This window comes from Nitratireductor sp. ATLC21 (assembly GCF_057196525.1).
In genome coordinates, this window is record NZ_JBXUOU010000001.1 from 1,116,378 (window position 1) to 1,129,709 (window position 13,332).

18 protein-coding genes are annotated in these 13,332 nt (G+C 59.8%); 12 read left to right on the forward strand and 6 right to left on the reverse strand.

The window, feature by feature from the left end; genetic code table 11:
• Positions 1–4 precede the first annotated feature (4 nt).
• Positions 5–352 carry an antibiotic biosynthesis monooxygenase family protein gene (locus AC2CHD_RS05410; RefSeq protein ID WP_484552845.1) on the reverse strand — a complete coding sequence of 116 codons (348 nt, stop codon included), beginning with the start codon at positions 350–352 and terminating at the stop codon, positions 5–7.
• 317 nt (positions 353–669) lie between these two features.
• Between AC2CHD_RS05410 and AC2CHD_RS05415 the strand changes: the two genes are divergently transcribed.
• Entirely contained in the window at positions 670–2,010 is a 1,341-nt protein-coding gene (locus AC2CHD_RS05415) for a sensor histidine kinase (protein WP_484553225.1), read from the forward strand.
• A 15-nt stretch (positions 2,011–2,025) separates the two neighbouring features.
• Here AC2CHD_RS05415 and AC2CHD_RS05420 read toward each other — a convergent pair whose 3' ends face one another.
• Positions 2,026–2,268: a hypothetical protein gene (locus AC2CHD_RS05420; RefSeq protein ID WP_484552846.1), complete on the reverse strand. Its 243-nt coding sequence runs from the start codon at positions 2,266–2,268 to the stop codon at positions 2,026–2,028.
• Between the two features lie 146 nt (positions 2,269–2,414).
• On the opposite strand from AC2CHD_RS05420, the gene AC2CHD_RS05425 reads away from it, so the two are divergent.
• Together AC2CHD_RS05425 and AC2CHD_RS05430 are read left to right on the forward strand one after the other, a co-directional pair.
• Positions 2,415–2,909 carry a DUF2165 family protein gene (locus AC2CHD_RS05425; RefSeq protein ID WP_484552847.1) on the forward strand — a complete coding sequence of 165 codons (495 nt, stop codon included), beginning with the start codon at positions 2,415–2,417 and terminating at the stop codon, positions 2,907–2,909.
• Positions 2,910–2,914: 5 nt separating this feature from the next.
• Positions 2,915–3,271, forward strand: a complete 357-nt coding sequence (locus AC2CHD_RS05430; RefSeq protein WP_484552848.1) for a GFA family protein — start codon at positions 2,915–2,917, stop codon at positions 3,269–3,271.
• A 50-nt stretch (positions 3,272–3,321) separates the two neighbouring features.
• Here AC2CHD_RS05430 and AC2CHD_RS05435 read toward each other — a convergent pair whose 3' ends face one another.
• From AC2CHD_RS05435 to AC2CHD_RS05445, 3 genes are all read right to left on the reverse strand, one after another.
• Entirely contained in the window at positions 3,322–3,675 is a 354-nt protein-coding gene (locus AC2CHD_RS05435) for a tRNA-binding protein (protein ID WP_229448702.1), read from the reverse strand.
• Positions 3,676–3,696: 21 nt separating this feature from the next.
• Entirely contained in the window at positions 3,697–4,197 is a 501-nt protein-coding gene (locus tag AC2CHD_RS05440; RefSeq protein ID WP_223021232.1) for a type III secretion system chaperone family protein, read from the reverse strand.
• Positions 4,198–4,533: 336 nt separating this feature from the next.
• Positions 4,534–4,848: an accessory factor UbiK family protein gene (locus AC2CHD_RS05445; protein ID WP_484552849.1), complete on the reverse strand. Its 315-nt coding sequence runs from the start codon at positions 4,846–4,848 to the stop codon at positions 4,534–4,536.
• A gap of 113 nt (positions 4,849–4,961) precedes the next feature.
• Between AC2CHD_RS05445 and lgt the strand changes: the two genes are divergently transcribed.
• From lgt to AC2CHD_RS05475, 6 genes are all read left to right on the forward strand, one after another.
• On the forward strand, positions 4,962–5,816 hold the full coding sequence (lgt, locus tag AC2CHD_RS05450; protein WP_484552850.1) for a prolipoprotein diacylglyceryl transferase: 855 nt from the start codon (positions 4,962–4,964) through the stop codon (positions 5,814–5,816).
• The gene (locus AC2CHD_RS05455; protein WP_484552851.1) at positions 5,816–6,904 is read left to right on the forward strand and encodes a class I SAM-dependent methyltransferase; all 1,089 of its coding nucleotides are present in this window, start codon (positions 5,816–5,818) and stop codon (positions 6,902–6,904) included. The genes lgt and AC2CHD_RS05455 overlap by 1 nt, the downstream gene beginning before the upstream one ends.
• Positions 6,905–6,962: 58 nt before the next feature.
• The gene (pgeF, locus tag AC2CHD_RS05460; protein WP_229448698.1) at positions 6,963–7,757 is read left to right on the forward strand and encodes a peptidoglycan editing factor PgeF; all 795 of its coding nucleotides are present in this window, start codon (positions 6,963–6,965) and stop codon (positions 7,755–7,757) included.
• Positions 7,757–8,908 carry a M24 family metallopeptidase gene (locus AC2CHD_RS05465; RefSeq protein WP_484552852.1) on the forward strand — a complete coding sequence of 384 codons (1,152 nt, stop codon included), beginning with the start codon at positions 7,757–7,759 and terminating at the stop codon, positions 8,906–8,908. Before pgeF ends, AC2CHD_RS05465 begins: the two co-directional genes overlap by 1 nt.
• Positions 8,909–8,915: 7 nt before the next feature.
• Positions 8,916–9,542, forward strand: a complete 627-nt coding sequence (locus tag AC2CHD_RS05470; protein WP_484552853.1) for a hypothetical protein — start codon at positions 8,916–8,918, stop codon at positions 9,540–9,542.
• A gap of 103 nt (positions 9,543–9,645) precedes the next feature.
• Positions 9,646–10,578 carry a ribose-phosphate pyrophosphokinase gene (locus tag AC2CHD_RS05475; protein ID WP_223021238.1) on the forward strand — a complete coding sequence of 311 codons (933 nt, stop codon included), beginning with the start codon at positions 9,646–9,648 and terminating at the stop codon, positions 10,576–10,578.
• 68 nt (positions 10,579–10,646) lie between these two features.
• Here the strand turns inward: AC2CHD_RS05475 and AC2CHD_RS05480 are convergent, their stop codons facing one another.
• Complete coding sequence (locus AC2CHD_RS05480) at positions 10,647–11,207, reverse strand: NADPH-dependent FMN reductase (protein ID WP_229448695.1); 561 nt, start codon at positions 11,205–11,207, stop codon at positions 10,647–10,649.
• 102 nt (positions 11,208–11,309) lie between these two features.
• Here AC2CHD_RS05480 and AC2CHD_RS05485 point away from each other — a divergent pair, with 102 nt between their 5' ends.
• The 3 genes from AC2CHD_RS05485 (at position 11,310) to pth (ending at position 13,331) form a co-directional block, all read left to right on the forward strand.
• Positions 11,310–11,732, forward strand: a complete 423-nt coding sequence (locus tag AC2CHD_RS05485; protein WP_229448694.1) for a winged helix-turn-helix transcriptional regulator — start codon at positions 11,310–11,312, stop codon at positions 11,730–11,732.
• Positions 11,733–11,936: 204 nt separating this feature from the next.
• Complete coding sequence (locus tag AC2CHD_RS05490; protein ID WP_484552854.1) at positions 11,937–12,587, forward strand: 50S ribosomal protein L25/general stress protein Ctc; 651 nt, start codon at positions 11,937–11,939, stop codon at positions 12,585–12,587.
• A 24-nt stretch (positions 12,588–12,611) separates the two neighbouring features.
• The gene (gene pth, locus AC2CHD_RS05495; protein WP_484552855.1) at positions 12,612–13,331 is read left to right on the forward strand and encodes an aminoacyl-tRNA hydrolase; all 720 of its coding nucleotides are present in this window, start codon (positions 12,612–12,614) and stop codon (positions 13,329–13,331) included.
• Position 13,332 lies beyond the last annotated feature (1 nt).

Consider the following 13,332-nt stretch of genomic DNA (forward strand, 5'->3'; position numbering starts at 1 on the left):
TATCTCAAACCGAAAGCGGCCGGTAGTTCGCAATATCCGCTTTTATGCCAAGGCGATCCATCATCTCGAGGCGGTCGAACCCCGTTTCGGAATGCATCCGAGCCACAGCCTCACCTGCGCGCGCAATTGCCTCAGGCCCCTCCCATTCCACCATCGTGACAAAATTGAACACGCCTGGGCCTGAGGCCTGCTCGAGAATGATGTCCCCCGCGAAACCCACCTGTTCTCGCAGAAGCGCATGCGTGGCCGAGACGCGATCGAGAAATTCCTCGCGGGCCGCGACAGGAACAGTGAATTTATCGACGCGATAGATCGCGCCCGGGTTGGAATTTGCTTGTGACTGCGCGGGCATGGTGTCTCCTTGGAAAATCAATGGGAACCGACATGCCACACACTTTCGAAGTTCAAGTTGACTTTAAGTCAAGAGGCTCTTCGCACTTGCGGTTGCTGACGTTGTATCCGCTTACAGGCCAGCACAATTCGACCGCGAGAACGCCGCGCGGAAAAGCGGTTCCCTCTTTCGCACGCAATGCATAGGATCGGACCGGATTGCAGTTCGGGAATGGATGCCCGAAAGGGCGAATGGCGGAATTGAACATCAACTCAGAACAGAAGACGGCAGCCAGGAAGATTACGTCGTTGACGCACTTCAAACAGGCATTGGGTGCCATGCGCAGGCCCTGGCGACGGTTCTGGCGCATCGTTTCGCGCTATATGCCCAAGCAACTCTATGCGCGCTCGCTGATCATCGTGATTGCGCCGATGCTGCTTCTCCAGTCCGTCATCGCTTTCGTTTTCATGGAGCGCCATTGGCAAACGGTCACGCAGCGTCTGAGCCAGGCTGTCACGCGCGACATTTCTGCGATTATCGACATGATCGAGACCTATCCGGGCAATGACGGCTATGCGCAGGTCATTCGCATTGCGCAGGAACGGCTGGCACTGAAGATCGACCTTCTGCCGCCCGATCCTCTGCCCGCTCCCGGCCCCAAACCGTTTTTTTCCATCCTCGATCAAACGCTGGGTGAAGAAATCACCCGGCAGATCAACCGGCCTTTCTGGCTCGACACGGTGGGCAATTCAAACATCATCGAAATTCGCATTCAGCTCGAGAACCAGGTCCTGCGTGTATTTGCCCGCCGCAGCCAGGCCTATGCATCCAACACGCATATTTTTCTTCTATGGATGGTTGGCACGTCGCTGGTGCTGATTGCCATTGCTGTGGCCTTCCTGCGCAATCAGATCCGCCCCATCCTGCAATTGGCCGCCGCTGCTGACAGTTTCGGCAAGGGGCGGCCGACACCGAGCGATTTCCGGCCGCGCGGTGCGGAGGAAATTCGCCGTGCCGGCAGTGCCTTCCTTTTGATGCGTGAAAGAATCGAGCGGCAGATCGAGCAGCGAACCGCCATGCTGACGGGGGTGAGCCACGATCTCAGAACCATTCTGACCCGCTTCAAGCTGCAACTTGCCGTGGCTGGCAGCAAAGAGGACATCGAGGCGCTCAATCAGGACATCGAGGATATGCGCTCGATGCTGGAAGGATATCTCGCGTTTGCGCGCGGCGAAGCGGCGGAGGATCCGGGTGAATTCGACCTCGTCGCTTTCTTTGAACGCGCTGTGGAAGAAGCCGGCCTGCGCGGATGCACGCTGAAGATCGAGACCAACGGCAACACGCATCTGCATGTACGGCCCAACGCCTTCAGCCGGTTGTTGAACAATGTGATCGGCAATGCCTTCCGCTATGCCTCCAATGTTCAGATCACCGCCCGCAACAGCAATGGGACATTGACCATCACCGTGGACGATGACGGGCCCGGCATCCCAGCCGACATGCGCGAGGATGTTTTCAAACCCTTCGTGCGGCTCGATGAAGCCCGCAATCAGGATGAAAGCGGAACAGGGCTTGGCCTGTCCATTGCCCGCGATATCGCCCGTAGCCACGGGGGCGACGTCACTCTGGACGACAGCCCGCTCGGCGGACTGCGGGCCGTTATCCGCGTGCCCTCATAGAGCGTTTCAACCAGGTCAACGTACAGCCGGGCGGGGTGGGTGATCCAACTCGAAAACCAGTGTCTGGACGCCATCGGCATCCACGCGGATGCGCCGGGCACGGATCATGAAGACGATGATTTCCCCCTGCCCCGCCAGTTCAATAAAATCCCCCTTTCGGGCCCAGTCACCCAGACTGAGCCTGTCCAGCTGCCTGTCGAGGCCGGCGATTTCAGCCTTGCGGCGCGCGGCGCTGGTCAGTTCGACGATCGTCTTCAAGACTTGTCTCCCGATATCGCGGGTCGGGCAGTTTCCTGACCCTTCGCCTGCAGTAAATTGCACGTTATCCTTTCGTCTAACACACTGAGTCGCAACCGGGCTACACACGCTTATTTCGCCCGCCCGGTCATCCAAGGAAGGGGCCCATGACTTCACGCTACGCAAAAATCGCCATGACGCTGGCACTCGCTGCCTTTGCTTTCATGGTGACGTTCAACAACATCACCGATTACGGCTCGAACTTCGCCTTCGTGCAGCACGTGTTCAGCATGGACACGACATTCCCCGGCAATTCAGCCATGTATCGCGCTATCACCACGCCGGCGCTGTGGCATGCGGGATACTGGCTGATTATCGCCGGTGAAGGCCTTACCTTTGTGCTTCTGCTGCTCGGCGGCCTCAGGATGCTCGGTGCGCGCAACGCTTCGGCTGCAGAGTTCAACGCATCCAAGAAACTGATGGTCGCGGGTGCAACGATCGGCTTTCTCGTCTGGTTCTTCGGCTTCATGGTCGTCGGGGGCGAATGGTTCCTGATGTGGCAGTCCGACACGTGGAACGGACAGGACGCGGCCTTCAAGTTCTACATGGCGATCATCGGCGTCTTGATCTTCGTCAACCAGCGCGACGACGAAGCCGCCTGACGGATATGATCCTGACAGCGGCATGTCATTGCGGGGCCGTGCGGATGGAAACGTCCGCACGGCCCTTGTGGTTGACCGACTGCAACTGCTCGCTCTGCCGCAGGCTCGGCGCACTCTGGCTTCATTGCGACCCTGCCGAGGTGAGCTTTCTAAGCGGCGAAGACACAACCGTGGCCTATGTGCAGGGCGACAAGACGCTTGCAATGCACCACTGCCCCACCTGCGGATGCACAACCCATTGGAGCCCACGAGACCGAGGCAACCGCATGGCCATCAATGCACGGCTGATGGAAACAGGTGCGATTGCTGGTCTGCGCATTCGCCACTTCGACGGCGCGGAGACGTTTGGTTTTCTGGATTGAGGCACGGACGGCCGAATTTATACAACCCGGAACAGGCCTGCTGAGGCTGTTTAGTGAAGGCGGCTGCCGTTTGGCACTTTCCCGTCGCATCCAGCGAGAACGATGGCGCCATTTTCGTCTGAAAACCCCATCACGAGGATTTCCGACATGAATTTACCGATCTGGCGCGGCGGGAAATTCACCACCGCCACCACCTGCCGCCCGACGAGAGTCTCGGGCGTATAATGCACGGTGATCTGCGCGGACGACTTCTTGATACCGATCTCCGGACCGAAATCGACCTTGAGCTTGATGGCGGGTTTGCGGGCTTCCGGATAAGGTTCAGCCTCAATCACGGTGCCGATGCGGATATCCACCTTCAGGAAATCGTCGAATGTGATTTCCGGGGCCTTCTCCGATGACATGCCCGCTCCCCTTCTTGCGACCTAGGCGTTTCCGTAGGTTTCGAACAACACGCTGTTCAATGCATCCTGAGCGGTGCTGCCGGACCAGATGACATACTGGAAAGCCTGATAATAACATTCACAGGCTTCCAGAGCGCTGTTCAGCATGGTCTCGACCTGTTGGCCCGTAGGCTCGACGCCGCCGGCAAGAACCAGCGCCTGGCGGAACATCACGACATTCTCGCGCTCCCACAGGTCGAAATGGCCGAACAGCATCTGTTCGTTGATGAGCGAAAGGAGCCGCATGACTTCCAGGGTACGCTTCGCAGGCACTTTCAGATCAAAGGCGCAGGCAACATGCAGCGCCTCGAATTCCTCCATCCAGGAGAAGGACACGTTATAGTCGGTCCATGTGCCGGCCACGGCGATGGCGATCTCGTCGTCGCCATTACGCTCGAAGCTCCAGTCATTGGTGTGCGCGACATGTTCGATGACATCAACGGGATGCGCATCACGGGTCATGTCGAGTTCAAGAAGGCTCATTAATCTGCTTTCCCGTATCTGGAGGCGCCGCAACACCCCGCAAGAATCCACAGCGGAAATGCTCTTCCGCAAGACGTTTCAGACCTGAAACACAATGTGGAGCGACAACGACAACGCATGGAACTTACGCGGGCCCGCCCCTGCCCGACTGCATGACCAGTTACGAATCACGCTGTAAATTCAGTGTATTGATGCAGAGTCGCGTGACCAGACCTTTTTTATCGAAAGCCTGTGGAGCGTGTGGATAGAAACGCCGCGCGGCACAGAGCGGCGCGACGTAAGCGACTCTCGGACAAGGATTTTTCGACGCCATACACAGGCGCCAGTAATAAAAAATTATTTTTTCGTCCGGGTGGATGACGCCGGTTTCGAATCGGATTTCGCAGCTTTTGACACGCCGCCTTCCGAAAGTTTTGCTTCCAGGGCGTCGATGCGCGCAATGAGCGCCGCGTTTTCTTCGCGCGCTTTCAAAGCCATCTCGCGCACCATCTCGAACTCTTCGCGCTGGACGACGTCCATCGAGCTGAGAATGCGTTCGGCCTGTGCCTGAAAGGCTGTCTCGACCTCGCGGCGCACGCCCTGAGCGGCACCTGCGGCATCGGTCATCAGCTTGGCGAACTCGTCGAGGATTCGGTTGCTTCCGTTGGTCATGGCTCGTTTCCCAGATTGAACCTCTGACCTAGTGGGCAAGACGGCCGATTGCAAGGCAAACCGCGCCTTGACCTCGCCCCGATGCTTCGCAATACCTGCGGCGACTATGTTTCATGCGCCGGGAGGCCCGATTGACCGATTACCTGCTAACGCCCCTGGCCGCCCTGCCCTTTCCCAACATAGACCCGGTGGCGCTGCAGGTCGGACCGCTTGCCATCCACTGGTACGGGCTCGGCTATGTGGTCGGCATACTCCTTGGCTGGTGGTATGCGCGCCGGCTGGTTTCGAACGAGCGCCTGTGGGCAGGCGGCAAGCCGGCGATGACGGTCACGGATCTCGACGATTTCGTTCTCTGGGCAGCGATCGGCATCGTCGCCGGCGGACGCATCGGCTATATTCTCTTCTACGACCTTCCCCGCTACATCGCGAACCCGCTCGACATTCTCGCCGTGTGGGAGGGTGGCATGTCGTTCCATGGCGGGCTGCTCGGCGTCACGCTTGCCATGCTTTTGTTTGCGAAGAAGCGTGACATCAGTGCCTGGAGCCTGTTCGATACGGTCTCGGCGGTGGTGCCGATCGGTCTCGGTCTGGTGCGTGTGGCCAACTTCGTGAACTCGGAGCTTTGGGGCCGGGTGACGGACGTGCCCTGGGCCTTTGTCTTTCCCAATGGCGGACCGGAGCCGCGCCATCCGAGCCAGCTTTATGAAGCAGCGCTCGAAGGGCTGGTGCTTTTCGTGGTGCTGCGCTTTCTCACCCATAAGGGGCTGAAGCTGAAGATGCCGGGCTTCGTCGCCGGCGCGTTTGTGTGCGGCTACGGCCTATCGCGCATCGTGGTCGAGTTCTTCCGCGAGCCTGACGCGCATATCGGCTATCTGGCCGGCGGGTGGCTGACCATGGGCATGGTGCTTTCGCTTCCCATGGTGCTTGTGGGTGTGTGGGCGATGCTGAGGGCGCGGGCCGCAGCCTGATGAAGACGCTGAAGGACCGCATCAAAGCGCAGATCGAAACGGCGGGGCCGATGAGCGTCGCCGATTATATGGCGCTTTGCCTGTTCGATCCCGACGAGGGCTATTACACGACGCGCCAGCCCTTTGGCGCCGATGGCGATTTCACCACCGCGCCGGAGATCAGCCAGATGTTCGGCGAATTGTGCGCCATCTGGCTCTACTCGGCCTGGAAGGCGAGCGGCGCACCAAAAACGCCTGTTGTGGCCGAGATTGGCCCCGGACGCGGAACGCTGATGAAGGACATGCTCCGGACCTGGGCCAAAATCGACCCGGCGTTCAGAAAACAAATGCGGCTTTTCATGATCGAAGCGAGCCCCCGGCTGAGCGACGTGCAGCGTAAGACGCTTGGGCTTCCGGAAGGTGAAGTGGCATGGATCGCCGATCTGGACGCTTTGCCGGAAGGGCCACTCTTCATCATTGGCAATGAGCTGTTCGACGCCATTCCCATCCGGCAATATGTGAAGATCGGAAATGCCTGGCGCGAACGCGTGGTTGGCCTCGATGCGGAAGAACGGCTTGCGTTCATGGCAGGGGCCGGCTCTGCGGACCCCGCTCTACTGCCGCCGGGTGCAAATAACGCACCCGAAGGGGCAATCGTGGAACTCGCGCCCGCTCGCAATGCCCTGATGGCCCGCATCGCCGAACGCATCGGCAGAGAGGGCGGCGCCGGGCTTTTCATCGATTATGGCTATGCGACAGCGGCCACCGGCGACACGTTGCAGGCGATGCGCGGCCACGCCTATCAGGACGTACTGAAGGAGCCCGGCAAAGCCGACCTGACGGCGCATGTGGATTTCTCCGCTCTGGCAGGTGCAGCAAAGGAGCAGGGCCTGACCGCCGAACTGATGAGCCAGGGTGACTTTCTCATCGGGCTCGGCCTTCTGGAGCGCGCCGGACGACTGGGTGCCGGCAGGAACGCCACGGAGCAGCAAGCCATTCGCAACGATGTGGAACGGCTCGCCAGCCCCGACCAGATGGGAACATTGTTCAAGGTATTGGCCGTGACGCCATCCACAGTGGCGGTTCCCCCTTTCCTCTCAGCGCATTGACTTGATTTCGCCCCTGCCCCACCATCCCGCCGCTTGAGAACATCTGAAAAGGCGGCGCATGCTGGACACGACGAGGCCGGAACCCCTGCGGTCCCCGCTACTGGACCGTGAGCGGGAAAATGGTGTGAAGCATGGCTTCTTCACCCGGGCGGGCGGCGTTTCGACAGGGCTCTATGAAGGGCTCAATGTGGGTTATGGCTCGGGCGACGACCGCGAGACGGTGACCGAGAACAGACGACGCGTGGCCGAATGGCTGGGCGTCGACGCAGACCATCTTCTGACGGTTCACCAGGTGCACTCGCCCCATGCCGTTATTGTCGATGAACCTTTTGCAGGAGAGCGACCCGAGGCCGACGCGCTGGTAACCAACCGGCCGGGGCTGGCGATTGGCGCGCTTGCTGCCGATTGCGGGCCCATTCTGCTCGCCGACGGCAAGGCGCGCGTGATCGCAGCCGCCCATGCCGGCTGGAAAGGGGCTCTGACCGGCATTCTGGAAAACACCATTGCGGCGATGGAACTGCTGGGCGCGGAGCGGGAAAACATCACCGCCGTGCTGGGTCCCTCCATAAGCCAGGAAAACTATGAGGTGGGGCCGGAATTCGTGGAGCGTTTCGTCAACCACAATCCGGCAAACCGGGACTGGTTCCGCCCGTCGCCCAAGGCCGGGCATGCGCTTTTCGATCTCAATGGCTACACGGTGGCGCGGCTGACGGCGGCCGGCGTCCATGCCGTGCAGATCGGGCGCTGCACCTATGAAGAAGAAGAGCATTTCTACTCCTATCGCCGCGCCACGCATCGCGGTGAACGGGACTACGGACGCCAGATTTCAGCGATCATCCTGGAGGACATTTGATGGCGCTTCATTTTGACCAGGCAGAATTCGATTCCCGGCGCGATCGCCTCGTCATCGAAATGGCCGAGCGCAAGCTCGACGCCATGCTGCTTTTCGCGCAGGAGAGCATGTACTGGCTGACGGGTTACGACACGTTCGGCTTCTGCTTCTTCCAGTGCCTTGTCGTGAAAGCCGATGGCTCGATGGTGCTTTTGACACGCTCGGCCGATCTGCGTCAGGCGCGGCACACCTCCACCATCGAAAACATCGTCCTGTGGACAGACAGGCACGACGCCAACCCGGCCGTCGACCTGCGCAATCTGCTTAACGATCTCGACCTGCTGGGTGCCAGGATCGGTGTCGAATACGACACGCATGGCCTCACGGGCCGCAGCACCCGCCTGCTCGACGAGCAGTTGCAGACATTCGGCAAGATCGAGGACGCGTCAGATCTCGTCAGCCGCCTGCGGCTGTTCAAAAGCGAGGCGGAGATCAAGAAAGTGAAACGCGCTGCGAAGCTCGGCGATGAGGCACTGGACGCCGCGCTGCCACTTATCAAGCAGGGCGGAGACGAGGCCGCAATCCTGGCCGCCATGCAGGGCGCGGTGTTTGCCGGCGGTGGTGACTATCCGGCCAATGAATTCATCATCGGTTCGGGCGAGGACGCGCTTCTGTGCCGCTACAAGGCGGGCCGGCGCAAGCTCAACAAGAACGACCAGATCACGCTCGAATGGGCCGGTGTTTATCATCACTATCATGCAGCCATGATGCAGACCGTGCTGACGGGCAAGGTCTCCAAAAGGCATCAGGAGCTTTTCGAGGCGGCACGTGATGCGCTGAGTGCAGTGCAGAAGACGATGACGCCAGGCAGCACATTCGGCGATGTGTTCGATGCGCACGCACGCGTGATGGAAACCCATGGCTTGACAAAGCACCGGCTGAACGCCTGCGGCTATTCGCTGGGCGCGCGGTTCTCGCCGTCCTGGATGGATCCGCAGATGTTCTACGCCGGCAATGAAGAGCCCATCGCGCCAGGCATGACGCTGTTCGCACACATGATCATCATGGATTCCGACACTGGCAGCGCCATGTGTCTCGGCCGCACGTATCTGACCACCGAAGACGCACCCGTGCCGCTTTCGCGCTACGGGCTGGACCTTATAACGAGGTGAAGGCAATATGCCGCGCAGGATCGAAGCCATTGAGGGGGGCTGCGGTATTTTGACTAAACGCGCCATAACGGGCATCGCCATGTTGAGCCTTGTCGGTCTTGCCGGCTGCAACACGGGATCCCCGCTCGATCTGAATTCCGGGCCGACACCGGAGGGCACTGTTCCCGGTGGGCAGACCGGGCTTCAGCAGCAGCCAACCGAAACCGCCCTCGCCTTGCAGACGGACGCGGCGAACGAGACTGCGGCAGCCCCCCTGCAGGCCGTGACCACCAGTGAGCGCATACAGTTTGCCCCGGTGATCGGTGCAACGGCAGAGGCCGTCCCGGCGCTCTCCCTCCGCCTCGAAGCCCGAGCCCGACAAAGCGGTATTGCCATCGTGCCCCAGGGCGGCAGCGCCTCCATGGTGATGAAAGGCTATTTTTCAGCCATCGCCGATGGCGGCAAGACGACCGTGATTTATGTCTGGGACGTGCTCGATCCTTCAGGCAACCGGCTGCACCGTTTTCAGGGGCAGCAAGCCGCACCTGGGGGGCAAGGCGACGGCTGGTCTTCAGTCACCAACGCGACGATGGAAGCCGTGGCCGATGCAACCATCAGTCAGCTATCCGCCTGGCTTGTACAAAGGCAGAGCTGATTTTTTCGGGATTTCATCGTGATTCTTTCCTCAGGCGCTTGCAATAAAGCCTCACCCCGTTAAAAGCGCGGTCAAGCGTCAAGGCGTTCTCCGAGGACATTCCATGAAGCTCTTTGCGGGCAATTCCAACCGGGTTTTGGCAGAGGCCGTTTCCCGCTATCTCAACATTTCTCTTGGCAAAGCCACCGTTCGCCGGTTCGCCGATCAGGAGATTTTCGTCGAAATCCAGGAAAATGTGCGCGGCGAGGACGTTTTCGTTCTGCAGTCGACCGCCTACCCGGCCAACGATCACCTGATGGAACTCCTCATCATGATCGATGCCTTCCGGCGCTCTTCCGCCCGACGCATCACCGCCGTGTTGCCCTATTTCGGCTATGCGCGTCAGGACCGACGCACATCCGGCCGCACACCGATTTCGGCCAAGCTGGTGGCTAATCTGATCACCCAGGCAGGGGCCGACCGCGTGTTGACGCTCGATCTTCATGCAGGGCAGATCCAGGGCTTCTTCGACATTCCGACCGACAACCTTTTTGCCGTGCCCGTCATGGCGCGAGACGTGAAGGCCAATTACACCCTCTCCAATGTCATGGTGGTTTCGCCAGATGTCGGCGGTGTGGTGCGCGCCCGCTCGCTCGCCAAACGCATCGATGCACCGCTCGCCATTGTCGACAAGCGCCGCGACCGGCCCGGCGAATCCGAAGTGATGAACGTGATCGGCGACGTCAGCGGCAAGGACTGCCTGCTCATCGACGACATTGTCGATTCCGGTGGGACACTGTGCAACGCGGCCGACGCACTGCTCAACAACGGTGCAACGAGTGTGACAGCCTATATCACGCATGGCGTCCTTTCGGGCGGTGCCGCAGCGCGCATCGCCGGGTCGCGCCTGAAGGAACTGGTGATCACCGATTCCATCCAGCCCAGTTCGGCAGTGGAAGCGGCCGAAAACATTCGCACGATCACCATCGCTGACCTTATCGGCGAGGCGATCTCACGCACGGCAACGGAAGAATCGGTTTCGAGCCTGTTTGACTGACAAAAACAGATTCCCAGATAAAAAAGCCGGCTCCGAGAGCCGGCTTTTTTGTTCGCGCGCCTCTTTGCTCAGGCAGCGACGCGATCTTGAGCCGAGCCAACCCACGCAGAGAATTTATCGATGAAGCCTGTCAGGAAGGCCTTCGTTTCTTCATTGGTGATGTCGTTGTTCTGGTCGATCAGGCCGGGCTTCATCTGCAGATAGACTTCCGGGCTGGTCAACAGCGTGGCTCCAAGGCTGACCATGATCGAACGAAGATGGATCTGGGCCGCAATCGCTCCCATGGCGCCCGGGCTGGATCCCACGATGGCGGTGGCCTTTCCGGTCCAGCTATTCTGTCCCCAGGGCCTCGAGCCCCAGTCGATTGCATTTTTCAAAACCGCGGGTATGGAGCGATTGTGTTCGGGCGTCACCAAAAGTACGCCATCGGCTGCCGCAACGCTGTCCTTAAGCTGCTGCGCAGCGGCCGGATACGCCCCAACGTCGTCATCATTGTACATCGGCAATGTGGTGAGATCGAAATATTCGAACGCAAGGCGTCCGTCGGCCAGCTTTTCCAAAGCCTGTGCAAATTTATGATTGATCGACTCCTTTCGATTGGAGCCAACGAGAACCAGGATTTTTTTCATAGCGTCATTCCTCTGTCCGCCCGGGCTCAATTTCCCGGTGGTATCTTTTAGTAACCGCCCCTATATCTGGCAGAGGAAAGCGGGTTGCAAGAAGGCACCTTTATGAAACCACGTCACGGACACATCTCTGAAAACTGCCGACCGATCAGCGAGGTTCTGTCGTTGATTGGAGACAAATGGACATCTCTGATCATCGAGCGCCTCAACGAGGAACCGTTGCGCTTCAACGCGCTGAAACGGCGCGTGGATGGAATTTCGCAGAAGGTTTTGACAAGTTCGCTCAGGGCCCTCGAACGCGATGGCTTTCTTGAGCGCATCGAACATCCGACGGTGCCCCCGAGCGTGGAATACCGATTGACTGCCTTCGGGCATGAGCTTGCTCAACCGCTTTCGGCATTGAAACAGTTTGCCCTCGCCAACGCCGGCAGAATGGAAGCGGCCCGGGCAATGTACGACGCACGCGTCAGCGCTGAAAAAACCAGCGGCCGGCCACCGCAGCCCATCCAGCCGGCAGCCATGGGCTGAAAGGGCTTGCGCCCTTGCACATACCCCTTGCATCGGCTATAGACCCGCCGTCCGCGTAGACACCCTTGGAGGCAACGCGGGCGGAAGTCCGTCCGATCGATTTCGGTATTCAGGCAGTGCATCATGCGCCGCCTGTTTCTTATTCGGAAGGCTTTCACGTTCCCCGATTGCGCGGGAGCGCTCCAAAACATGAAAGGATAGGCCATGAGCCATCAGAGCTACGAGCTGAAGGCCGAGGCGCGCGAACGGGTCGGTAAGGGGTCCGCCCGGGCTATTCGGCGCAACGGTAAAGTTCCTGCCGTGATTTACGGCGACAAGGATGCCCCGCTTTCCATCACGCTTCCCTACAAGGAAGTGTCCATGAAGATTTTCGGCGGCGGCTTCCTCACCACGATTGCCACCATCGACGTCGACGGCAAGAAGATCCAGGTCCTTCCGAAGGACTATCAGCTTGATCCCGTCCGCGATTTCGTCATGCATGTGGACTTCCTGCGCATCGGCAAGGGCACGGTCGTTACCGTGAACGTGCCGGTTCACTTCATCAACGAAGAGACCGCTCCGGGCATCAAGCGCGGCGGTGTTCTCAACGTTGTGCGCCACGAGGTCGAGTTCACCTGCCCCGCCACGGCCATCCCCGAATACATCGAGGTTGATCTGGACGGTATGGATATCGGCGATTCCGCTCACATCTCTACCGTCAAACTCCCCGAGGGTGTTCAGCCGACCATCACAGACCGCGACTTCACCATCGCAACCATCGCAGCCCCTGCCGGCCTCAAGTCGGAAGAGTCCGAGGCTGACGAGGACGAAGCTGAAGTCGAGGCTGAAGAGAAGGAGGGCGAGGGCGAGGAGTAATCCTCCCCTTTCCTGCGAAACCTCATGCTGCTTATTGCAGGGCTCGGCAATCCCGGCCAGCAATACGAACGGCACCGGCACAATGTCGGTTTTATGGCGGCGGACGCGATTGCGCGCCGCCATAGTTTTTCGCCATGGTCGAAGAAGTTCAACGCGCTGGTGGCCGAAGGCCGTATCGGCGGCGAGAAGGTGTTGCTGATCAAGCCGCAGACATTCATGAACCTCTCCGGCCAGGCGATCGGCGAAGCCATGCGCTTCTACAAGATCGATCTCGACGATCTGATCGTTTTTTATGACGAGCTCGACCTTGCGCCTGGCAAGCTGCGCATCAAGACGGGCGGCGGCTCGGGCGGCCACAACGGCATCAAGTCGATCGACGCCCATTGCGGCAAGGATTACCGCCGCGTGCGCATCGGCATCGGCCACCCGGGCGACAAGGCGCGTGTGAACGCGCATGTGCTGGGCGACTTCGCCAAGTCGGACCAGGCCTGGCTTGAACCGATGCTGGACGCCATCGCAGACAATATTGCAATGCTTGCCGAAGGCGATGAATCGGGTTTCATGAACCGGGTCAGCCTTGCGGTGAAGGGTGCCGGCGCAGAGCCGGCCGAAAAACGGGACAGCAAGCCCGCCAAACAACAGAGCCACATCCGCCAGGCGCGGCAGAAGGGGCCTTCCGCCCCCCTCCCCGAGAGCGGCCCGATGGCAGCCATGCTCAAAAAACTCCTCGGCCAGAAGGAATAGG